Source organism: Enterobacteriaceae bacterium Kacie_13 (assembly GCA_013457415.1).
Taxonomy (GTDB): Bacteria; Pseudomonadota; Gammaproteobacteria; order Enterobacterales; family Enterobacteriaceae; genus Rahnella.
This window is the reverse complement of sequence record CP045665.1, coordinates 1,199,830-1,222,718: the sequence shown is the minus strand read 5'-3', so window position 1 is coordinate 1,222,718 and position 22,889 is coordinate 1,199,830. Positions and strand designations below refer to the sequence as shown.

22 protein-coding genes and 1 other RNA gene are annotated in these 22,889 nt (G+C 51.0%); 10 read left to right on the top strand and 13 right to left on the bottom strand.

The genetic code is table 11. The annotated features are described in order from the left end of the window. Positions 1-148 precede the first annotated feature (148 nt). From GE278_05535 to hha, 3 genes are all read left to right on the top strand, one after another. The gene (locus GE278_05535; GenBank protein QLK63206.1) at positions 149-493 is read left to right on the top strand and encodes a hypothetical protein; all 345 of its coding nucleotides are present in this window, start codon (positions 149-151) and stop codon (positions 491-493) included. A gap of 248 nt (positions 494-741) precedes the next feature. Continuing rightward, on the top strand, positions 742-1,110 hold the full coding sequence (tomB, locus tag GE278_05530) for an Hha toxicity modulator TomB (protein QLK60267.1): 369 nt from the start codon (positions 742-744) through the stop codon (positions 1,108-1,110). Between the two features lie 45 nt (positions 1,111-1,155). Then, positions 1,156-1,359 carry a hemolysin expression modulator Hha gene (gene hha, locus GE278_05525; protein ID QLK60266.1) on the top strand — a complete coding sequence of 68 codons (204 nt, stop codon included), beginning with the start codon at positions 1,156-1,158 and terminating at the stop codon, positions 1,357-1,359. 70 nt (positions 1,360-1,429) lie between these two features. On the opposite strand, the gene GE278_05520 is transcribed toward hha, so the two are convergent. Continuing rightward, positions 1,430-2,389: a LysR family transcriptional regulator gene (locus GE278_05520; protein QLK60265.1), complete on the bottom strand. Its 960-nt coding sequence runs from the start codon at positions 2,387-2,389 to the stop codon at positions 1,430-1,432. A gap of 139 nt (positions 2,390-2,528) precedes the next feature. Between GE278_05520 and GE278_05515 the strand changes: the two genes are divergently transcribed. Then, positions 2,529-4,316 (top strand): amidohydrolase family protein, encoded by a 1,788-nt coding sequence (locus tag GE278_05515; protein ID QLK60264.1) that lies wholly within the window; start codon positions 2,529-2,531, stop codon positions 4,314-4,316. Positions 4,317-4,388: 72 nt separating this feature from the next. Next, positions 4,389-5,738, top strand: a complete 1,350-nt coding sequence (locus tag GE278_05510; protein ID QLK60263.1) for an NCS2 family permease — start codon at positions 4,389-4,391, stop codon at positions 5,736-5,738. Between the two features lie 93 nt (positions 5,739-5,831). Here the strand turns inward: GE278_05510 and ffs are convergent. Continuing rightward, positions 5,832-5,928: signal recognition particle sRNA small type (ffs, locus tag GE278_05505), an RNA gene on the bottom strand. A gap of 191 nt (positions 5,929-6,119) precedes the next feature. Between ffs and GE278_05500 the strand changes: the two genes are divergently transcribed. After that, entirely contained in the window at positions 6,120-6,428 is a 309-nt protein-coding gene (locus tag GE278_05500; protein ID QLK60262.1) for a methylated-DNA--[protein]-cysteine S-methyltransferase, read from the top strand. Positions 6,429-6,492: 64 nt separating this feature from the next. Here GE278_05500 and GE278_05495 read toward each other — a convergent pair whose 3' ends face one another. Continuing rightward, positions 6,493-7,074, bottom strand: a complete 582-nt coding sequence (locus GE278_05495; GenBank protein QLK60261.1) for a hypothetical protein — start codon at positions 7,072-7,074, stop codon at positions 6,493-6,495. Between the two features lie 246 nt (positions 7,075-7,320). Between GE278_05495 and tesB the strand changes: the two genes are divergently transcribed. Further along, positions 7,321-8,187 (top strand): acyl-CoA thioesterase II, encoded by an 867-nt coding sequence (gene tesB, locus GE278_05490; GenBank protein ID QLK60260.1) that lies wholly within the window; start codon positions 7,321-7,323, stop codon positions 8,185-8,187. Between the two features lie 132 nt (positions 8,188-8,319). On the opposite strand, the gene amtB is transcribed toward tesB, so the two are convergent. The 5 genes from amtB to GE278_05465 form a co-directional block, all read right to left on the bottom strand. Next, positions 8,320-9,609, bottom strand: a complete 1,290-nt coding sequence (gene amtB, locus GE278_05485; protein QLK60259.1) for an ammonium transporter AmtB — start codon at positions 9,607-9,609, stop codon at positions 8,320-8,322. 79 nt (positions 9,610-9,688) lie between these two features. Next, a complete protein-coding gene (gene glnK / locus GE278_05480) occupies positions 9,689-10,027 on the bottom strand; it encodes a P-II family nitrogen regulator (GenBank protein QLK60258.1) in 339 nt (112 codons plus the stop codon). A 341-nt stretch (positions 10,028-10,368) separates the two neighbouring features. Further along, on the bottom strand, positions 10,369-12,168 hold the full coding sequence (locus GE278_05475; GenBank protein ID QLK60257.1) for a SmdB family multidrug efflux ABC transporter permease/ATP-binding protein: 1,800 nt from the start codon (positions 12,166-12,168) through the stop codon (positions 10,369-10,371). Further along, a complete protein-coding gene (locus GE278_05470; GenBank protein QLK60256.1) occupies positions 12,161-13,933 on the bottom strand; it encodes a SmdA family multidrug ABC transporter permease/ATP-binding protein in 1,773 nt (590 codons plus the stop codon). The genes GE278_05475 and GE278_05470 overlap by 8 nt, the downstream gene beginning before the upstream one ends. A gap of 139 nt (positions 13,934-14,072) precedes the next feature. Continuing rightward, on the bottom strand, positions 14,073-14,528 hold the full coding sequence (locus GE278_05465; GenBank protein QLK60255.1) for a winged helix-turn-helix transcriptional regulator: 456 nt from the start codon (positions 14,526-14,528) through the stop codon (positions 14,073-14,075). Positions 14,529-14,650: 122 nt separating this feature from the next. Between GE278_05465 and GE278_05460 the strand changes: the two genes are divergently transcribed. After that, positions 14,651-15,694 (top strand): pyridoxal-phosphate dependent enzyme, encoded by a 1,044-nt coding sequence (locus GE278_05460; protein ID QLK60254.1) that lies wholly within the window; start codon positions 14,651-14,653, stop codon positions 15,692-15,694. Between the two features lie 78 nt (positions 15,695-15,772). Here the strand turns inward: GE278_05460 and cof are convergent, their stop codons facing one another. Next, a complete protein-coding gene (cof, locus tag GE278_05455; GenBank protein ID QLK60253.1) occupies positions 15,773-16,594 on the bottom strand; it encodes an HMP-PP phosphatase in 822 nt (273 codons plus the stop codon). 191 nt (positions 16,595-16,785) lie between these two features. Between cof and GE278_05450 the strand changes: the two genes are divergently transcribed. After that, entirely contained in the window at positions 16,786-18,498 is a 1,713-nt protein-coding gene (locus GE278_05450; GenBank protein QLK60252.1) for an SgrR family transcriptional regulator, read from the top strand. A gap of 97 nt (positions 18,499-18,595) precedes the next feature. Further along, on the top strand, positions 18,596-19,294 hold the full coding sequence (gene queC / locus GE278_05445) for a 7-cyano-7-deazaguanine synthase QueC (protein ID QLK60251.1): 699 nt from the start codon (positions 18,596-18,598) through the stop codon (positions 19,292-19,294). A gap of 54 nt (positions 19,295-19,348) precedes the next feature. Here the strand turns inward: queC and GE278_05440 are convergent, their stop codons facing one another. The 4 genes from GE278_05440 to hupB all read right to left on the bottom strand — a co-directional run bounded on the left by GE278_05440 (position 19,349) and on the right by hupB (position 22,727). Further along, positions 19,349-19,765 carry a YbgC/FadM family acyl-CoA thioesterase gene (locus GE278_05440; protein QLK60250.1) on the bottom strand — a complete coding sequence of 139 codons (417 nt, stop codon included), beginning with the start codon at positions 19,763-19,765 and terminating at the stop codon, positions 19,349-19,351. Between the two features lie 117 nt (positions 19,766-19,882). Then, the gene (locus GE278_05435) at positions 19,883-20,266 is read right to left on the bottom strand and encodes a competence protein ComEA (protein QLK60249.1); all 384 of its coding nucleotides are present in this window, start codon (positions 20,264-20,266) and stop codon (positions 19,883-19,885) included. Positions 20,267-20,404: 138 nt separating this feature from the next. Continuing rightward, the gene (gene ppiD, locus GE278_05430; protein ID QLK60248.1) at positions 20,405-22,285 is read right to left on the bottom strand and encodes a peptidylprolyl isomerase; all 1,881 of its coding nucleotides are present in this window, start codon (positions 22,283-22,285) and stop codon (positions 20,405-20,407) included. Between the two features lie 166 nt (positions 22,286-22,451). Then, positions 22,452-22,727 carry a DNA-binding protein HU-beta gene (gene hupB / locus GE278_05425; GenBank protein ID QLK60247.1) on the bottom strand — a complete coding sequence of 92 codons (276 nt, stop codon included), beginning with the start codon at positions 22,725-22,727 and terminating at the stop codon, positions 22,452-22,454. Positions 22,728-22,889 lie beyond the last annotated feature (162 nt).

Here is a 22,889-nt window from a genome sequence, read left to right as displayed (position 1 = left end):
AAATTAATGAATGCATCATAAATCCCATGAAAATCAAATCACTACACGCTCAGGCAAAGAGAATTTTTTTTCGTACTTGAAGCACAGAATCCGGAAAGTATGTAATAATGAAAGGACAGGACTTAAGAGGAAATTACCCGTGCTGAAAATGTTCCCCAGCGATATTTGTGGTAAAACCCCCTCTGTTAAAGAGTTACAAGAGATTATCCAGCGTTCTTTATCTGAAATTGAAGAACCTTTAATTGGTGATTTATCTTATTTTTCTGAAAATGCCCGTTATGAGCCGGATTCTTTGCAAATTGTGTCTATAACTCAAACGAACGAAAGCCAATATTCAATGAGTTATCGTTACAAATGGACAGTTTTCAATGGGTGTCTGGACATTAATGCAGACGAGTATACGACGCAAAATGTGACATTCAGGGTCAAGCCAGAAGGGCTTGAGTTTGATATTATTGACACATCCAGAGGAACTACTGCAGACGAATTGTAAGTTTGAGTAATACGTTTGCACAGCGTTCTAAAAATGAATTATATTTAATCTGTTAACTGTAGAATAATCCCTTGTAAAACCTCCTTGAGATACCGGTTTATTGTGATTGTTACTGATGTTTAACCGAGTTTGTGATGTTTGCAGTTTCAAGAGTTTGTTGTGAGAGCTGGTTCCTGTAAGCCATTAAGTTTTGTTGTTTACTCACAGAGTGTTATCAACACCGAATAAACCATTACGGAGGGGATGATATGGATGAGTACTCGCCTAAGCGGCACGATATCGCTCAGTTACGATTCCTGAATGAAATGTTGTATGATGAAGGAATTGCAACACTGGGTGACAGTCATCATGGTTGGGTTAACGACCCTACTTCAGCTGGTAACCTGCAACTCAACGAACTGATCGAACACATTGCATCCTTTGTGATGAGTTTTAAAATTAAGTACCCCGACGATAACCATTTAAGTGATCTGGTTGAAGAGTATCTGGATGATACCTACACCCTGTTCAGTAATTATGGAATAAATGATTCTGATTTACGCCAATGGCAGAAGACCAAAAAGCGATTATTCAGAATGTTCTCAGGGGACTACATCTGTACCCTAATGAAGACTTGAGTAATAATTTATATGCTGTCATCAGAAAAAAATGAAAAGGCCACGATGAACAAAATCGACTATTTGATGCGTTTAAGAAAATGCACCACTATTGATACACTTGAACGTGTTATTGAAAAAAATAAGTATGAACTTTCAGACGACGAACTCGAATTGTTTTACTCGGCAGCTGACCACCGTCTGGCAGAACTGACGATGAATAAGCTGTACGATAAAATCCCTGTTGCCGTGTGGAAATTTGTACGTTAACAGTTTGCATTGAGCCGAATTATCGCTCGGCTCAATGTTTATTATTTCAACAATATAACGTTAGCTTTGTTTAACAATTCCCTGCGCGCAACCCATCTTTCTTTTCTTTAACTCGTTGATGAAACGTTTTTAAGAGAAACTGGAAACATTGTTCCGTTTTCCCAGAGCGCAATGGAGCCGGTTTACGCATCATCGCAACCGTACGACTTAATGTCGGCTGCTGCAGATGAATTATTGTTAATTCATTATCGTTAAGTGTTGAAGTATATAATTCTGGCAGAATTGCCAGGGCTAAACGCGACCGCACCAGCCCGTACAGCGTCTCCTGAAAATCTACCCGATAATTTACCTGCAAATTCAGACGATGGGTCTCGTTCATCGACGTCACCAACCTGCTGACATTTCCCTTCGAAAACAATGCAATATCTCTTTTCGCCAGCTGTCGCCACGGAATATTGTGTCCTTCGGCCAGCGCATCATCACGTCTGATGACCACCACAAATGGGTCTTCGAGCAGCGGATACACAGCTATTGATTCGGGCACCGTGCTGTCAGTCGCACCGATACCGAAATCAACCGATCCGTTCTCCAGTTCCAGTAATAAAGCATCATTGGTGAGATCGTGAAATTCCACACGCATATCAGGGAAATATTCTGACAGCAATTGCGGTACAACTGGAAATAATAAAGTGCTGACTGAAGGCACTAATCCAATACGTAATGTTCCATCCCCGCCCTGTTGCATTATTTGCTGCATATCATCGAACGCGCTGTGAGCCGTATTTAATAAGCGTTCTGCATAAGGCAGAACTGCTTCGCCCTGTTCGGTGAGCCTCACGTTTTGCGCCGTCCGGTGCAATAGTCTCCCGCCTAAAACTGACTCAATTTGTCGCAGCGCACTGCTCAATGCTGGCTGGCTGATCGCCAATCTGTTGGCGGTTTCAGTGAAACTTCGCAGCTGTGCCAGTGTGACAAAATATTGAATTTGCTTGAGAGACAGTGCCGGCAAGCGGCGCCAGGGTTCAGACATGATGTGCAGTTATTCCGATAAAATAGAAAACGTTTGCTCAGCATAACCGCATCTTATAATCAGATAAAATAAATCATCTGTGCAAAGCCGCTTCCTCTCCCTACATTAGCCTCACTACTCTGCAAATCCGGAAACAGCTATGACCGATAACCTGACCTCCTTGCCCATGCGCCAGAAGGCAATTAATGCTGCACTGGGGAAAATTCCCTTTGACCGCCTGTTGATCAACGCACAGGTCATTGACATGGTGACGGGCGAAATACGTGATGCAGACGTGGGTCTGGTCGGCAGCATGATTGCCAGCGTGCATCCGCGCGGAAAATTCACTCAGAGCACTAATGTTGATGATCTGTCTGGTTTTTTTCTATCACCAGGCCTGATAGATACCCACGTCCATATTGAAAGCTCGCACCTTCCACCAGAAAAATACGCAGAAATAGTCGTCGCTCAGGGTACGACCACCGTTTTTTGGGATCCTCATGAGCTGGCGAATGTACTTGGCGTAGCGGGCGTAGAGTACGCAGTGAAATCCAGCCGTAACCTGCCACTGCGGGTCATCTGCGCGGCACCGTCGAGCGTACCTTCAACGCCGGGGCTGGAGATGTCAGGCGCGGATTTCAAAGGCCAGGAAATGCAAACTATGCTGAGCTGGCCGGAAGTGGCGGGCGTCGCAGAAGTTATGGATATGTACGGCGTGCTCAACGGTAGCGAACGAATGATGGAGATCCTCGACGCCGGATTGCGCAGTGGCAAGTTGATTGAAGGCCATGCGCGCGGCCTCAAAGACGAGCAGCTACAGGCCTATCTGGCGGCGGGTGTGACCTCCGATCATGAGCTGACCTCTGCAGAAGACGCGCTGGAGAAGCTGCGTGCCGGGCTGACACTGCAAATTCGGGGTTCACATCCTTATTTGTTGCCGGATATCGCGGCGGCACTATTATCTTTGCCTCATCTTTCCTCGCAAATTACGCTGTGTACCGATGACGTACCGCCGGACCATCTGATGGAAAAAGGCGGCCTGATCCAACTTATCAAACTGCTGATCTCCCACGGACTACAGGTTGAAGACGTGCTCAGGATGGCGACATTGAATGCCGCTAACCGCATGAATCGTGCCGATCTCGGGCTGATTGCCGCCGGACGCACCGCAGACATCATTGTTTTCGACTCATTAGAAACGCTGAACCCAAGTAAAGTGTTTGTCGCCGGAGACTGCGTCGCAGAACACGGCAAAATGCTGTTTAGCCCTGCGGCAGCCAATGACGTCATACCGCCACGCGACACCATGCGCCTTGAGACACTGACCAAAGAGGATTTCCGGTTGAGGGTCCCGGGTCTGGTAAACGGTAAGGCGCGCTTACGCAACATAAAAGGTGCACGCTTCACGCAGTGGAGTGAAGTCACGGTTGCCGTTCGCAATGGCAGGGTACAAATCCCTAAAGGATTCAGCTTGATCTGGGTACAGCACCGGCATGGTCGACATGACGCCACACCGAAAATGGCTTTGCTGGAGGGGTGGGGAGAATTACGCGGCGCGATTGCGACGTCCTATTCCCATGACTCGCATAATCTGGTGGTACTGGGCCGCGATCCTGCGGATATGGTGCTTGCCGCTAATCAGTTGATCGAAAGCGGCGGCGGCATGGCGCTGAGTCAGAACGCTCAATTGCTGGCTAAAGTGGAAATGCCCATCGCTGGAATGCTCTCAGACTTACCCGCCGAAACGCTGGCTTCACAGTTCAAAAATCTGCGTGAACTCAGCGCACAGATTGCTGACTGGGAACCGCCGTATCGGGTATTCAAAGCCATTGAGGGAACCTGTCTGGCCTGTAATGCTGGTCCGCACCTGACAGATTTAGGACTGACTGACGGCGGACTGCGTGAGATCGTCGATCCGGTTCTGCAAATCTGGCCCGACGAGGCCTGATGTTTTTCTATAAGAAACACAAAAAAATAACAGCACACACAATCCGTTAAATATCCTTTTCAGGGGAAAGTAATGACTGACAGTTCTGCAAAAAATGTGGCCGCGTCCTCTGACGAAAGCTGGCTTCAACGCCGTTTCCAGCTTCGTCAGCGCCACACTAAAGTAAAAACCGAGTGTCTGGCCGGTATTACCGGTTTTCTGGCCGCTGCCTATTTACTGGTGGTGATCCCCGGCCTGCTGGCTGTGGGCGGGATGGATAAAGGCGCTGCCACTACCGGCGTGATTCTGGTCTTTGTGCTCGGTTCCCTGCTGATGGCGTTCTACGCCAACCTGCCGTTTATGGTCGGCCCCGGCATTGGTGGATCGGTGCTGGTAGGTATTACGCTGGCCGGAGACGGCATCACCTGGCCGATTGCACTGGGTATCGCCTGCTGGTCGGGGATCTTATTTTTTGTGATGACAGTGTTCGGCCTGCGCGAAGTGGTCACCCGTTCGGTTCCTCAATCCATCAAACTGGGGCTAACGGCATCGATTGGGATTTACGTTGCCCTGCTCGGTTTCCGCAACGCCGGGCTGGTGATGGCCAATGCCAAAACGCATGCGCTGGCGCTGGGGGATTTCACCGCGCCGGGCGCGCTTATCGCCCTGTTGGGTTTGCTGGTCGCCGTAGGGTTGCAGGCACGTAAAGTTCCGGGCGCCATTTTGTGGGCAATTTTACTGGCGACGGTTGTGGGGATCCCGTTTGGCGTGACGCATTTACCTGAGCAGTGGATTTCGCTCCCTCACTCTGTCGCTCCGCTACTGGGTAAAGTCGATCTGACCGGTGCTATCAATATCGCTTTCCTGCCGTTTCTGTTTATCTTCTTCGCCTCTGAATTTTTCTCCACCATGGGGACAACGCTGGCGGTCGGCGGTGAAGCGGGCTTACTCGATGAACACGGCAATATGCAGCACATCAACAGGCCATTCATGGTGGATTCAATTGCCGCCGCGCTCGGGCCGATTGTCGGCATTCCTGCAGCGACTGCGTTAATCGAATCCTCAGCGGCGGCAGAAGCAGGCGGTAAAACCGGTCTGACTGCGCTGGCGGCGGCTGTGATGTTCCTGTTGATGCTTTTGTTTACGCCGATTGCCCTGATGATCCCGAAAGAAGCCACTGCACCAGCGCTTATCCTGATCGGTCTGAACATGTTCAGTAATTTACGTAAAGTGGATTTGGCGAATTTCACCGATGCATTACCGGTGCTGATGATGGTAATGATAACGCTGATTTCCAACAGCTTCGGTACCGGAATCGCGGGCGGGTTGCTGTTTTACATCATCATTAAGGCGGTGGCGGGTAAAGCGCGCGAGGTTCCGCTGGGGCTGTATATTCTGGCGATACCGTTGGTATATTACTTCGCAACGTTAGTACATCACTAAAAGTGATAAAAGGTAGGCAGGTGGCATTTTAGCGTTGTGAATTGAGAAAATTTTACTGAGGAATGGACTGTGGAGGGTCTAAATTGGTGGAGGCCCTGCCAGCTACATCCCGGCACACACGACACCTGCTATGGCTGCTTCCTTCCGGACCTGACCGAGTTAACAAGTTAGTGTTGCGGGAGAACCAACAGAGCCCCCATTGTCGTTGTTGGCTTCATTTCTCTGTGGGAGAACTGAAGCGGTGGGCATTATCAGTGATGCCCGACTCAAAAGCAAGTTAACCGCCGACAACCGTTGGTTTCTTAAACAATACCGCGTAAACCCGACTGCCTGAAAAGTGAAATTACGTCATACTGTCCGGCAAACACTGAGGAGGATGTGATGCCGGAACCCGATAACTTTCGTCAGCGCGTATTTCAAATTATAGCTGCAATCCCCGCCGGACAAGTCACTACTTACGGTAACATCGCGCAGTTAGCAGGCTCGCCGCGGGCGGCACGGCAGGTGGGCGGTGTCCTCAAGAAATTGCCCGAAGGCAGCACCCTTCCCTGGCATCGAGTCATTAACCGTCACGGTGAAATTTCATTGCAGGGCGAAGATTTTAAACGCCAGCGTCAGGCGCTACTCGCCGAGGGGATCGTCTTTAAGAAAGGCAAAATCGATTTAGAAAAGTACGGCTGGAAGTGGTAGTTCACCTGAACGTATCTACAAAAAAGCACCGCCGAAGCGGTGCCTTAGTTTACAGCCTGTGTAGTTAGTACGTTGACTGCGCTGGTGCTGCACTCACCGGAGCAGGGGCTGTACCCAATCCCGTCGGCTCAGATGGATTACTCAACGGCCCAAGCGAACTTGGCTTAGTGGCAACCGGTACGGCAACAACCGGCACAAGTTGCAGATCGGCCTTAGTACCCTGACCATTGTTAATCACTTCTTTAATACTATCGGTCACAAATGTCATCTGACCATTAATGGTCACCGCAGCGCTCAGTAAGACGCGTGCATTCGGTGGGATATCCTGTGGGTTATACGGCAGGATAAACGTGAATGGTGACTGTTTGCCCTGCGTTCTCGCCACTTTCTGCGATATCACTTTGGATGGCGCATCGGCCAGAGAGGCATCTGATAATGTCACGGTCAGCACCGCATCAGGCGGTAAAGCGACACGCTGATTGATGAACACGCTACCGGAGACATTCGGGCCAGTTATTGCAGGCTGGCTGGCCGGACTGGCTGCCGAATTCACCGGAGCCTGCTGAGCGGGTGCCTCGTGATGCTGTGCGCATCCGGCAAGAGTCAGAGACAGCGCGGTTCCACCTACTATCTGCCAAAGTTTCATAGATCGTACTCCCTTTTTATTATTCGCTTGTCGACAAGCTGTAATAAACGCCGACATGAAAATGGTTTCTTTAACCAGCTTACCCATTAATCATGGCACAATAATCTGGTTTTTTCCTCCCGATGGCGAAACAGGTCTTCTGAGTGCTCATAAGATCCACTATCATTAACAGGTTAGACCTGTTCAGCAGCGGTACTTATGTGCTGCTTTCAGGGTGAATCAACCGGTAACTTTCATGAGGCCACTATGAGTCAGGCATTAAAAAATCTGCTGGATCTGCTCGATCTGGAAAAAATTGAAGAAGGACTGTTTCGTGGTCAGAGTGAGGATTTGGGCTTGCGCCAGGTCTTTGGTGGGCAGGTTGTCGGTCAGGCGTTATACGCCGCCAAACAGACTGTTCCGGTTGATCGCGGGATCCACTCTTTTCACAGCTACTTTTTGCGTCCGGGTGACAGCAGTAAGCCAATCATCTATGACGTTGAAATCCTGCGTGACGGCAACAGCTTCAGCGCCCGTCGCGTAAAAGCAGTGCAAAACGGCAAACCAATCTTCTACATGACCGCCTCTTTCCAGAGTCATGAAGAAGGCTTTGAACATCAGAACACCATGCCAGACGTGCCGCAGCCGGAGTCGCTTATTTCTGAGTCAGATATCGCACAAAATCTGGCGCATCTGATCCCGGAAAAGATCCGCGATAAATTCCTCGGCCATCGCCCCATTGAAATGCGCCCGGTGAAATTCCATAACCCGCTGAAAGGCAGCGTCGAAGAGCCGCACCGTGCGGTATGGTTCCGCGCTAACGGTGAAATGCCGGACGATTTGCGCATTCATCAGTATCTGCTGGGCTATGCGTCTGACTTCAATTTCCTGCCGACAGCGCTTCAGCCACACGGTATTGGTTTTCTGGAGCCGGGTATGCAGGTTGCAACGATCGATCACTCGATGTGGTTCCACCGCCCGTTCCGCATGGATGACTGGTTGTTGTACGCCGTAGAGAGTACCTCAGCCTCCGGCGCTCGTGGTTTTGTTCGCGGTCAGTTCTACACCCGTGACGGCGTGCTGGTGGCGTCCACGGTGCAAGAAGGCGTGATCCGCAAACGGGCTGCGGAATAAGTCTCTTCGGGTGAAAAAACGGATATGAAAAAGGGGCGATATTATTATCGCCCCTTTTGCTATTCATCATTATTTTTAGTTTTAGTACTGCTCGCGAAGAGAATTAGCGCACTGCTTTCTCTGAACGTTTATTTACTGGTTGTAAGCATTTTCGCCATGGCTGTTGACGTCCAGACCTTCGCGCTCCTGCTCTTCAGGGACACGCAGACCGACCATCATATCCGCCACTTTGTAACCGATGAAGGCAACAACACCAGACCAGACCAGCGTGACGCAGACGCTGAAGAACTGTACCCAGACCTGATGGCCCATGGTCACTCCTTCTGCATAACCTACACCACCCAGTGAACTGGACGTGAATACGCCGGTCAGTAAGCAGCCTACAATACCGCACACGCCGTGAACACCAAACACGTCACAGGTGTCATCAACTCGCAGCCATTTTTTCAGGGTAACGACGCCCCAAAGACCGGTGATACCGCCGACCAGACCGATTATCAGTGCACCACCGACGCCGACCGTACCACAGGCTGGAGTGATAGCAACCAGACCCGCGATAGCACCGGAGCTTGCACCCAGCAGAGAAGGTTTTCCGCGAACCAGCCATTCAACCAATGTCCATGACAAGATTGCGCCAGCGGTAGCAATGACCGTGTTCAGGAAGGCCAAAGCCGCAATCGGGCTGGCAGCACTTGCTGAACCTGCGTTGAAACCGAACCAGCCTACATACAGGATTGCCGCGCCAGTGAAGACCATCGGCAGATTGTGTGGTTTGAACGCTTCTTTGCCAAAGCCCGCACGTTTGCCCAACAGATAAGCACCGACCAGACCAGCGATGGCGGCGTTGATATGAACCACCGTACCGCCTGCGAAGTCCAGCGCACCATCTGCCGCCAGAAAACCACCTGCCCAAACCATGTGTGCCATCGGAATGTAGGAGAAGGTAAGCCAAATCACAGTAAAAATCAGTACCGCAGAGAAACGTACACGTTCAGCGATACCGCCCACGATCAACGCCACGGTGATACAGGCGAATGAACACTGGAACGCTACGTGAATCATCTGCGAGAAGGTGCCGGTGACAGAATCCAGGCCGATGCCTTTCATCATCACGTTACCGAAACCGCCGAAGAATGCATTACCTTCGCTGAAAGCCAGGCTGTAACCGTAGAGGATCCACAATACGCAGACCAGAGCAAATGTCACGATGACCTGAGTCAACATGGACAACACGTTTTTAGAACGCAGCAAGCCGCCGTAGAACAGCGCCACACCGGGCACGGTCATGAACAATACCAGTGCAGTACAAATCATCATAAACGCGTTATCAGCACCGTTAGCGGCTGCTGGCGCGGCGGCCATGGCAAGCGAAGGCAACAATGCAACCGCGCCAAGCCCCATCATGGATAAAAGTTTTTTCATTATTAACCCACCCCTGTTTCTCAAAACCGTTTCTAAGCTCTTTAATCTCAACCCTTTATGCAAAGAGATGAGCCTGAAATTACAGTGCTGCTTCGTCGGTTTCACCGGTACGAATACGGATAACACGTTGCAATTCAGCAACGAAAATTTTGCCATCACCGATCTTGCCGGTGTAGGCCGCTTTGCTGATCACATCGATCACTTCATCGAGCTGGTCGTCAGCGATAGCAATGTCGATTTTTACTTTTGGCAGGAAGTTCACGCTGTACTCTGCACCGCGATACAGTTCAGCGTGACCTTTCTGACGGCCGAAACCTTTAACTTCCGTTACGGTCAGCCCCTGAATTCCAACAGCAGACAGCGCTTCACGCACGTCTTCCAGCTTGAAAGGTTTGATCACCACAGTAACCAGCTTCATTTTGCCACTCCTCGAATTAAGGGCTTGCCGCGAGAGAACCCGCGCCCGATACGAAATGGATAAAGCAAAGGCTGTGCCAGAGTTGGAATTTCTTACAGATTGCTTGCTTACCCGCGTAATACGGCATTTTCAGAATAATCGTGATGGGGCGCACAGTTGGCTGTTCGGGTCATTATCAGAAAGCCCGCACCATTTAAGTGCTACACGCTGCTTTTTAGTGCAACAGGGATCGCCGCGATTGAGACATGCATGAAAGGGGTGCATAAAGAGAGGAACATTGCGAAATACAGAGTGGCAGAAAGAGACCCAACACAGCGTAACGCGCTGCGTTGGGCAGATGATTACGCGTTTTCGATAGCCGGAGTAACCTGCTCCGCAGAGGCAAGTTCTTGACCGGCAAGCTGTAACTGATACATCTGATAATACCGGCCTTTTTTGGCTAATAGCTGCAAGTGGTTACCCTGCTCTACGGCCTGACCACGATGCAATACCAAAATATTATCAGCATCTACAATGGTCGAAAGACGATGTGCGATCACCACCAGCGTAGTTTGCTGACGAATGGCCCGCAGCGCACGCTGGATCGCCTGCTCTGTTCCCGAATCGATATTGGCCGTTGCCTCGTCAAGGATCAGAATCTCGGGCGCCTGCACCAAAACGCGCGCCATCGCCAGTAACTGTTTCTGCCCGACCGAGAGATTGTTCCCCTGTTCTCCCAAACGCGTATTCAGCCCTCCAGGCATTTCACGGATAAGAGGCGAGAGCTGCACAATATCGAGCGCATGCCAGACCTGTGCTTCATCAATATCGCGCCCTAAGGTCACGTTGGCGAAGACGGATTCGGCCAGCACGACAGGATCCTGCTGAACCATCGCAATCCCTTTACGTAAGCTGGCATGCGACAGGTCCGCAAGGTTTCGGCCATCGACTCTGATTTCACCTTTATTGAGCGGGTAATATCCCATCAGCAAATTGGCCAGCGTACTCTTGCCACTGCCGGTATGCCCCACCAGCGCCACAAATCCACGCGACGGTACATGCAGCGATATGTTTTCAAGCACCCATTTTTCCGGGAGATAGGCAAAACTGACATCTTTGACTTCAATCTCACCGCTGGTAAGCAAATTTTCATCTGAACCGTATTGCTGCTGCGTTCTGTCCATGAGATCGAAAATACGTTCGCCAGCCACTACAGCCTGCTGAAGAATCGACTGTTGTGAAGTCAGTTCGATCAGCGGTTCGTTGAGACGCCCCAGATAGTTAATGAAAGCATATAAAACACCGACACCGACAGAACCTTCTGCGCTGAATCCAAACAGCAGCAGTAATCCACACAAGATCAGGGAGGAGAACAGGCTCAGCAGCGGACGCAATAGAAAACCTTCCAGGCGGAGCGTTTGCATACGCGCCAGATAATGTGACTGGCTGGCGCGCGTCAGACGTTCACCGAAACGTTTTTGCTGACGGAACTGCTGAATGACGTTCATCCCGTTAATGACTTCGTTGAAACCGTCATTGATATCTGCCAGATAGCTCCGCACTTTGCGCACGATCGGTGTGCTGTAAATCTGATACAGCCCCATGACCACAAACACCGCCGGGAAAATACAGATAGCTACCGAGGCCAGACGCCAGTCGAGACTGAACATTGCCACTAACATCGCACCTATCAGGGCAATGCTGCGTAATACGGTGGATACTACGGTGACGTAAAGATCGCGGATCACTTCCGTATCGTTGGTGACACGAGAAATCAGCTGCCCGACCGGCTGGGTGTCGAACGCACTGAGTGGCTGGCGCAGGGCGGCGTCCATCACATCTGTGCGCAACCGCTGAACCACACCGACAGCGGCGCGATTAAATAACAACGCCTGAAAATAGTGCAAACCAGCAGCCAGAAATTGCAGCAAGATGAAACACAGCGCCAGCAGACTGACCTTACCCCATGGCATTTCGCCTTTTGCAACGTAGTGATCGATAAAGAAACTGATCAGAATCGGTCCGGTTACTTCTGCCGCTGCCGCAATCCACAGCATCAGCACTGCAGCGGAAAGCGGTTTTTTGTAAGGCTTGCCGTAACCTAGCAGGCGTTTTAGCGTGGGCCACATTTTTTGAATTTTATTTACTTTTTGCTCAGCCACGGTGTTCCGCCCCCTGTTCCTGAGACACATCATCCAGTGCGGCTTCCAGTTGCTGATAGCGATACATATCGCGATACCAGCCAGACTTGGCGGCGAGTTGTTCATGATTCCCGCGCTGCGAAATCGTGCCGTGGTTAAACACCAGAATCTCGCTGGCTTCAGTCAGGGCGGAAAGACGATGGGCGCTGATGATTACTGTACGGTCACTGCCCCACTGACGCAGATTGTGCAAGATCTGATGCTCTGTCCGGCCATCGACCGCAGACAAAGCATCGTCGAGGATCAGGATTTCGGCTTTCAGCAACAGTGCGCGAGCGATAGAAATTCGCTGTTTCTGACCGCCGGAAAGCATGACGCCCCGCTCACCGACTTCGGTTTCATAGCCGCCGGGTAACCGCAGAATATCGTCATGTACACTGGCAAGACGCGCCGCTTCTTCAATTTCTTCCTGTGTGGCATCCGGCCGCCCCAACGCAATATTTTGCGCAACGGTGTCGGAGAACAAAAATGGCGTCTGGCTGACAATCGCCAGACGTGCGCGCCAGTCATCGAGCCGAATCTCTTTGAGTGAGAGGCCGTGGTACAGCACCTCACCGTCTGTCACATCAAACTGCCGCTGGAGTAATGCCAGCAAGGTACTTTTGCCCGATCCTGTCGGGCCGCATAGCCCGAGCATTTGACCTGGTTGCAGAGAAAACGTTACACCAGTCAGCGAAGGATGTGCGGTTTCGGGGTAATGGAAGTCAGTAATTCTGGCCTCGAGTACAGAACGTCCAGCTGGCAAGGGTTGAGTCCCGTCCACCACGCTCGGCGCCTCCTGTAAAAGACTGCGGATACGGCTATAGGCAGCGCTTCCGCGCTCAACAATATTGAACATCCAGGCTAGCGCCAGCATCGGCCAGATCATCAGACCAAGATACATGACAAAACTGGTTAACTGCCCGAGGGTCAGATGTCCGTTAACTACCATCCAGCTACCGCCACCAATCGCCAGCAGGTTTGCCATGCCAATCGACACGTAAATAGTCGGATCAAAACGGGCATCGACGCGCGCCACGCGCATGTTTTTCGCGCCAGTGTCGGCGGCCACGTCGGCAAACTGAGAAGACTGATGATTCTCCAGACCGAAAGCTTTGATCATGCGGATGCTGGTCAGGCTTTCCTGAGCCTGATCGTTCAATGAGGAAAACGCGGCCTGCGCGGTTTTAAAGCGATGATGCAGTTGGTCGCCGTAGCGTTTAATGATAATCGCCATAACCGGCATCGGGACGAGGGAAAGCAGCGTCAGCTCCCAGCTGATTTGGGTTGCCATCACGATCAGCACCGCCAGTCCCATGACCAGTGAATCCACCAGCGTCAGAACGCCCTCACCTGCGGCAAAAACCACGCGATCGACATCATTGGTTGCGCGGGCAATCAAATCGCCGGTGCGGTGACGCAGATAAAAAGCGGGATGCTGGCGGCTTAGCTGCCGGAAAAAATCCTGACGCAGTTCTACTGCCAGTTGATAGGAGGCACCGAACAACAACACGCGCCAGACGTAACGCAGCAGATACACTACAATCGCTGTCGCGATCATCAGCCCAAGCCACGCAAAAAGCACGCCGTAAGACATGGTTTTCGTCGTGACGCCATCAATAATTACCCCGACCAGCTTGGGCGGCAATAATTGCAAAATGGCAATGATGATGAGTAAGGCAACGGCACCAAGATACCGGCGCCATTCACGTCGGAAGTACCAGCCTAATTGGGCGAACAATCTCACGCAGCGTTTTCCATACAAATAATAACAATGATTTTAATGGGATAAGGTGCTTAAAAAAGTGCAACTATCCTCTTCAAGCTGACAAGGATAACAGAGTTAACAGGCGTTTCTGATGAAACTTTTTACTGTAACTTTTGCATTAAATCGGTAATGCGGTGGTGGATTTTATACGTTCCATTGCAAAATTTGAGGTCACGTCATTCAATCCCGGAATGCCGTTCACAAGTCGCTTGTAAAAGTTATCGTAGCTTTTCATATCGGCCACTTGCACCTGAAGTAAATAATCGTATTCACCGGCCATGCGGTAAAAACCCAGCACTTCAGGAAAAGCTTCAACCTGCTGCACAAAACGCTGATACCACTCACTGTTGTGATGTTGCGTTTTGATAAGTACGAACGCCGTCAGACTCAGCCCCAGTTGGTCACCGTCCAGCAACGCGACTTTCCCGCGAATGATCCCGTCGTCTTCCAACCGCTTGATTCTTTTCCAGCACGGCGTTGTGGTGAGATTTACCGCATCCGCCAGCTCGTTGAGAGATAATGTGCAATCTTTCTGCAACAGCGATAAGAGCTTAATGTCAGTTTTATCTACCATCCATCACCTCAGGAGAAAATTATTCTATAAAAACCGCATTCCATGGGTTAAAGAGTAACTTATTTTTCTGCTGGTTACGTTATTCTTAGTTTCATTAAATCATTTAACTAAGACAATACACCATGCGCAACTCCTGGGTTAATCACGCAATTAAAGAAATTGACGCGGATTTTCAGCGTTCTGCAGATACACATTTGATTCGCCTGTCGCTGCGCGACTTCCCCGGGATTTCGTTGTATCTGAAGGATGAAAGCACCCACCCTTCAGGCAGCCTGAAACACCGCCTTGCGCGATCACTGTTTTTATATGGCCTGTGCAATGGCTGGATCCGCGAGAATACGCCCATCATCGAAGCGTCTTCCGGCAGCACCGCTATTTCCGAAGCTTACTTCGCCCGCCTGCTCGGCCTGCCGTTTATCGCCGTCATGCCTTCATGCACTGCACCCCGCAAAATTCAGCAAATCGAGTTTTATGGCGGCCGCTGCCACTTCGTACAAAACTCCGGCCAGATTTATGCGGCGTCCGAGCAACTCGCCCGCGAAATGAACGGGCACTATATGGATCAGTTTACTTACGCAGAACGGGCAACTGACTGGCGTGGGAACAACAATATTGCAGACAGTATTTTCCGTCAGATGTCTCTGGAACCGCACCCGGTGCCGCGGTATCTGGTGATGAGCGCCGGTACAGGCGGAACATCCGCAACGCTTGGCCGCTACATTCGTTATCAGGGGCACGACACTGAACTGGTGGTGGTCGATCCGGAAAACTCAGTATTTTACGATTATTATCAGCAGCGGGATGCCAGCGTCACTGCCCAATGCAGCAGCCGTATCGAAGGCATTGGCCGCCCGCGCGCAGAACCGTCATTTATCCCAAGCGTTATTGACGACATGATGCAAGTGCCCGACGCCGCCAGCATCGCCACGCTTCACTGGCTGGAGAAAGTCCTTGGGCGCAAAGTGGGAGGATCGACCGGCACCAACGTATGGGGTGCGCTACAACTAGCAAAACAGATGCGTGAGAAAGGCGAAACCGGCTCGATTGTCACCCTGCTGTGCGACAGCGGTGAACGGTATCTGAATACTTATTTTGATGAGAACTGGATCGCGAAAAATATCGGGGATATCTCGGGGTACGCGCAAGAACTGGAAGGGCTCAACTAACGCTTCTGGTTCGAAAAATGTTGAGTAAAAAGAAGAATGAAAAAAGCCGGGACAGATGACCCGGCTCGCTGCAAAACCTTAATATTCGGGGGAATAGGTGAGGTTTGGAGTGTGCAGCCAGTGTTGCAAAAAGTGAGATACTGCCTGATTACGGCAATGCCCGATAATTTGTAAGTGTGGGGATTGTGCTTTTAGCACGGGTAATGCGTTCCCCATAATCAGCCCCATGCCGACGCCTTCCAGCATTTCTTTGTCGTTCATGGCATCCCCAAACGCCATGCATTCCGACATATTGATCCCAAGCCCTTCAGTCAGCATCGCCAGCGCGCTTCCTTTATTGCTGCCAGCAGGCTGCACATCCAGACAATCCATCGCAGAAAAACACAAGTCGATACGCGGCCCAAAATGCGCCTGGAGCTGAGGCACCAGTGACAACAACACATCATGCGGCGCACAGAAACACACTTTGCTGTTACCCGAATCCGGCAGTAAACGCAGATCCTGTAACTGATAGCGAAAACCGCTGAACTGATGTGGGATCAATAAGTCCGGATCGTCCAGCGCGGTGAACCAGCCTTCGTCGCGGAAAACATGCAGACTGGCCGGCGTATCCCACGTTGTGTGCAGCAATTCGTGGGCGCAATCATCTGGTAAATCGCTGGCATGAAGGCGGTGGCCAGAAAGATCGTGAATGCGCGTGCCGTTGCCGGTGATCAGATAACCGTCCAGCCCGATATTGGCCAGAATATTTTTCATTTCAAGATAGTGACGGCCGGTGGCGAACGTCAGGGTGACCGGCTTTTCAACCAGCTGACGCAGCGTGGACAGCGTTTTTTCGCCCAGCGTGTGGTCAGGTAAAAGCAGCGTGCCATCCATATCAAATGCGGCTAAACGGTACATATTTCCTCTCTGGGCGGGCTTGGTTTTCACGTTCAAAGTATGGACTGAGATTTGCGGAACTAATAGTGAACAGTTTATGAATACTGTTCCGGTTTTAGCTCACACTTTGGTTTTTTACTTAAGCCAAGGCAGCAGAACCTGCGATATGCTAAACCCGGAATTTCTCTGCTAAAAAAGGTTCTGAATTTACCGTGCGTCTGCAAAACCGGCTTAATCAGTTTCAGCGTTTACACCTAAAAACCGGCTCTTCTCCGGCTCAATTCACCGTCGCCGAACTGGCGGATATCTTCTGTTGCAGCGAGCGCCACACCCGAACCTTATTGACCCACTTTCAGGATGCCGGCTGGATTAGCTGGCAATCTCAGGCCGGACGCGGTAAACGCGCTTCCCTGTGCTGCCTTAAAACGCCGGAGGATTTGCGCGGAACCTATTTACAGGAATTACTAAAGAACGGCGAGCATTCCGCTGCATTGCAACTGAGTCAGCTGGCGCCTTCACATCTGAATGCACTACTCGCGCCACATCTCGGCGGCCAGTGGCAGGAAGATGCCCCGACGCTGCGCATTCCCTATTACCGCCCTCTCCAGTCTCTGGATCCTTTAACACTGACCGGCCGCGCCGAGCAACATCTGGCACATACGGTCCACGCTGGTTTGACGCGTTTTATTCCCGGCGATACCTCGCCACAGCCGAATCTGGCCCATCACTGGCAAATCAGTAATGACGGTAAGACCTGGCAGTTCTTCCTGCGCAGTCAGCTTTTTTGGCATAACGGCGAACCCTTGAAAACGGCTCAACTGGTGGCACGCTTTGAACAACTTCGCCAGTCGGCACGCGGTAAACACAATCTGGCCTCAGTGGCTAAATTATCTCACCCCCATGCGCTGTGTTTGCAGTTCGATCTGGATAAGCCTGATTACTGGCTGGCGCACCGTTTTGCCGATCTCAACTGTCTGCTGGCACACCCGGACGACCCGCATATTGGCGCGGGTCCATTCCGACTGACCACGTTTTCCCCGGAATTAATCCGGTTGGAACAGCATACCTATTACCCTTTGCAGCATCCGTATCTGGCCGCTATCGAGTTTTGGATCACGCCATTACTGTTTGCCCAGCGGGACAATGTTAGTTGCCAGCATCCGGTGCGGATTATTCTCGGTGAGGAAGATGAGCTTTCGCAGGTGAAACCCGTCCGGCGCAGCACAAGCCTCGGTTTCTGCTATATCGCCGCGAATTTGCGACGCGGCGTGCTGAGTGAAGCGCAGGCGCGAAAAATCATCCGGCTGATCCAAAGCAGCGGCATGTTAGATAATCTGCCGATCGACCACGATCTGGTCAGAGCCAGTAAAGAAATGCTACCCGGCTGGCCGATCCCAGTTCATAAGGATGTGGATGTCACGCTGCCAAAAAATGTGCGGCTTTTGTTCCATCCGCCGGTAGAGTTTGAACTGGTAGCACAGGCGCTACAGGAAAAACTGGCGCAAGAAGACTGTACGCTGGAGGTGGTGTATCACGCCGGACGCTTGTGGGAAGACGGTGAATTGCTGAAATCAGCTGACCTGCTGCTGGGGGATCGCCTCATCGGTGAATCTCCGGAAGCGACGCTGGAAAACTGGCTACAGCAGGATCCACTCTGGGCTGGCATTTTGCGGGAAGAAGACCGGATCCTGCAGCAGCAACGTCTGGAGTCTATCCAGCAAATCCCGCTGGAAAATTCACGCTCTGAAGAACTGCGCGACCATTTTTATCAATGGATGTCACGCAGCATTATCACTCCCTTGTTTAATTATCAGTATCAGGTTAGCGCTCCACCGCGCATCAGCGGCGTTCAGCTAACGGCATGGGGCTGGTTCGATTTCTGTCAGGCATGGGTTCCGCCACCGCTGCCTCAGGAAAACGCGTGACGCAGCTGTTTCACTACACTACGGCGGTAAAGGTAAGTACCATGAGCAGGATTTTACTGCCCGATGCGCGGTCAGTTTTAGCGAACAGGAAATCTTAATGAAAAGAGCAGTAGTAGTTTTTAGCGGTGGACAGGATTCAACAACCTGCCTGATCCAGGCTTTGAAAGAGTATGACGAAGTACATTGCGTCACTTTCGATTACGGTCAGCGTCATCGCGCTGAAATTGAGATCGCGCAAAAACTGTCGGTACAGTTGGGCGCGCGTGCCCACAAAGTGCTGGATGTTGGTTTGTTAAACGAACTGGCGGTCAGCAGCCTGACCCGCGACAACATCCCCGTGCCGGGCTTTGGAGAAGAAACAGAGGGCGGTTTGCCAAGCACCTTTGTTCCAGGGCGTAACATTCTGTTCCTGACACTGGCGGCGATTTACGCTTATCAGATTCAGGCAGAAGCGGTGATTACTGGCGTGTGCGAAACTGATTTCTCCGGTTATCCGGATTGCCGCGATGAATTCGTTAAAGCGCTGAACAATGCTGTTTCTCTTGGGCTGGCGCGGGATGTTAGATTCGAAACGCCGCTGATGTGGCTGAACAAAGCCGAGACCTGGGCGCTTGCCGATTATTATCAGCAACTCGATCTGGTTCGTCATCACACCCTGACTTGTTACAACGGAATTGCCGGTGATGGTTGTGGTGAATGTGCAGCCTGCCATCTTCGCGCGAATGGCCTGCAACAGTATCAGCAGGATAAAGTAGGCGTGATGACCAGCCTGAAGAAGAAAACCGGTCTGAAATGATCCCTGCATTCTGATAACAACGGGCAGCCACTTCGCTGCCCGTTTTCATTTCATTCAGTTGTGGCTTTTCTGATCGTTTTCCAGCTCAAGTTCGCGCAACCTTTCCAGTAACTCACCTTCCAGCGGTAACGCTTTTTGCGTGCGCAAATCGATGCACACAAAAGTCAGCGTAGCATCCGCCACGATATCACCTTCACAGGTCACTACCTGCTCGATGACACCGCTTCGGCCATTCAGTTGCTGAAGGCTGCTGTCGATGCGTAAAACATCACCCAACACAGCGGGCTTGCGGTAGTTGATGTTGATATTCACCACAATGAAAGCAATTTTGTTTTGGCTCATCCATTGAAAGCCAGACTGATTATCCAGCCATTCCCAACGTGCCGTCTCCAGGAATTCCAGATATCGGGCATTGTTAACATGCTGGTAAACGTCGATATGAAAACCGCGAACTTTGATAAACGTATGCATAGTGATTAAACAACTCCTGCTGATCGCCTGAGGCGCAAACCGAACTGGTCAGATGTCTTTAGAGATTAGCAGAAGAAAACGGCGGCACCCGTTAAGGGTTTGCCGCCGCGACATCCGTCACAGTTTCAGACGGTCCTTGTTACGTTCAAACAGTGCTGCACCGATTCCCGGTACTTCACGCAGCTGTTCAATATCGGTGAACTGCCCCAGCTCTTCACGGTAGCTGATAATGGCCTGCGCCTTTTTCATCCCCACCCCGTTCATCACTTTCGCAAACTCCTCCGCCGTGGCGGTATTGATGCTGACGGTACTTTCGTCAGTCACCGCTACCTGTTCCTTTTTCACCTGTGGACCTGCTACTTTGCTGGCCGTCGTTGCCGGAGCAACGGACGTTGTGGCAACCGTGCCGGTGGTATTGGGCGCCGCCTGCAACATTACAGGTAAGGTAGAAAGCCCCAGTGCCAGAGCGAGTGAAAGTGAAGTGATGCCTAATTTTTTCATGCTGTATCCTCCATGTGTTTGACAGCACGGAGAGAGTGCATCAGGAAAAAAAAACGAACAATGCCCAACTTTCAAATGTGGAAAAGGCCGCGAAAGCGGCCTTTGTTTGTTGCAACGCGTTGCAAAATTTTGCGGCGTTTACTGGTTTTGTGCGGCAGAACCGAACTTGATTTTTGCTTCCTGACGCAGGTTAGTCAGGAGCGCATCGAAGGTCACGTTCGAGGAGGTCTGTTGCATCTCCTGAGCAAAACGTGCGATATCGGCTTCAGGAACAACACCTGGCGTAACAGCGGTCAGTTTAATCAACACACTGTTTCCTTTGGCATCCTGAGACAACCCGTAAACAGCCTGATCTTTCTGCGGCTGCGGCATAGCAAAGACGTTCTCTTCAAACGCGGAAGGCTGCTGGCTGCGCTGGACTTTCTGCACATCACCAAAGCTCAGACCTGCGGCTTTCATCGCCTCATCGCCTTTGCCTTCTTTCAATGCCGTCAGCAGTTTCTCGCCTTCCATACGTGCCTGATCTTGTGCTTTCTGGCGTTTCACTAGCGTCGTCACCTGATCTTTCACTTCAGCAAATGGCTTAACGCCTTCAGCTTTGTGCGAATCGACACGTACCACAAACGCACGATCACCATCGACTGTAATGATGTCAGAGTTGCTGCCCGGAGAACCGTCCTGAGGGATCAGGCCGCCTTCAAAAATCGCCTGCACAACTGGCTTGAAGTTGATCGCTGCCGGGATTTGATTCTGCGTGAACCAGTCAGTATGCACCGCTTTCACACCGGCAACTTCTTCAGCCGAGGCCAACGATTCGTTATCGTTGGTCGCCGCTTCACTGACCTTCTGCTGCAATGCGTAATAGGCATCGAGTGATTTCTCTTGTTTGAGCTTATCAGTGATGTTGTTACGCACTTCGGTCAGAGGCTTCACCTGTTCAGGTTTGATGTCTTCGAGACGCAAGATAAAGAAACCGCTGTCAGATTTAATCACACCTGAGACCTGACCTTTGGTGGTCAGGTTAGCGTTTTTAAATTCAGGCAATGTAGTTTCAGGTTCCATCCAGCCCAGATCACCACCCTGTTTTGCACTCAGTGCGTCGGTAGATTTGGTTTTAGCCAATTCAGCGAAGTCAGCACCGCTCTTGAGCTCAGCTGCAACCGCATCCGCTTGCGCCTGAGTCTTCAGAACGATAACGCTGTAGCGACGGCGCTCTGGCTGACCGAACTCGTTCTTGTGCTGATCGTAATAGGCGCTGATATCAGCATCCGATACGTCTGCTTTACCCTGCATGGCCGCTGCATCCATTTCGATGTAGCTGATTTTAACCTGCTCAGGGGCCAGGAAGTTATTTTTGTTCTGCTCGTAGAAAGCCTGCAATTCAGCGTCAGTCACCTGCTGTTTCGCTGCAAGCGTATCCGTGTCCAGCGTTGCCGTATGCACATCGCGGGTTTGCAGGATAAGGGCGCCCAGCGTTTTACTTTCAACAGGGAGAATGAAATCGGACTGACCAAACGCTTGTTCAAGCTGCTGGCTGATCAATTGCTGTTTCATCAGCAACGCAAAATTATCCGCGCTGTAACCCATACTCTGGATACTTTGGAGATATTTAGCGTTGTCGAAACGACCATTGGTTTGAAATTGCGGCGTCGCAAAAATCGCGTCTTTGATCTGCTGATCGTTGACGGTAATGCCCAACTTCTTGGAATACTGATCCAGCAAAGTAACGTCGATCAGGTTGTTCAGGGATTCCTGACGCAGTTGCTGCATATACCCTTCACTGCCCGCCAGCGCTGAGAATTGATCCCCAAGCTGTTGTTGCAGTCGGCTACGCTGGTTTTGCACTGCCTGCTCTAACTGAGCACGACCGATCTCCTGACCATTCACTTTCGCTGCATAGTCGCCTGAACCGCCGACCAGGTAGTTGCCCACCCCTGTCAAAATAAAGGACAGAATAATCAGGGCCAGAATGATTTTGAGCACGACGTTATTGGACGCCGCGCGTAAATTGTCCATCATAGTGAGGCAACACTCCGCTGTAATAAAAAAAGCGCACCGTTTTCGATGCGCCTTGTATCTTACCTTACCAGCCCGGTGACGTCAGGTTATTGTTTAACAACCAGACCTGAGTAAATATGCATCAGTGATACGCTTCACACAGATTTGACGTCAGCCCTTCGGGTAATTAACCGTTAACGGCATCTTTCAGCGCTTTACCTGCACGGAAGCCAGGTACTTTAGCCGCTGCGATGCTGATTTCTTTACCGGTCTGTGGGTTACGGCCAGTACGTGCTGAACGTTCGCGCACGGAGAAAGTACCAAAACCTACCAGAGCAACTTCTTCCCCGGCTTTCAGGGTATCAGTGACAGATCCAAGAACCGCATCCAAAACACGTCCCGCTGCGGCTTTAGAAATATCAGCGCCGGCAGCAATTTTGTCGATCAATTGTGACTTATTCACTCTTTTCGTCCCCTCTTAATATTTTTCATCACGCCGAATTTCCCTTCGGACGTGACCGCGCTGCTGTTATATCAATCTTGTCAGGGCTATGCAAGCGACTGAAAGCAGCCTGAAACCTACTGACCGCTGACTACGTTAACGGCACAAAAAAAAGCTGGCAAG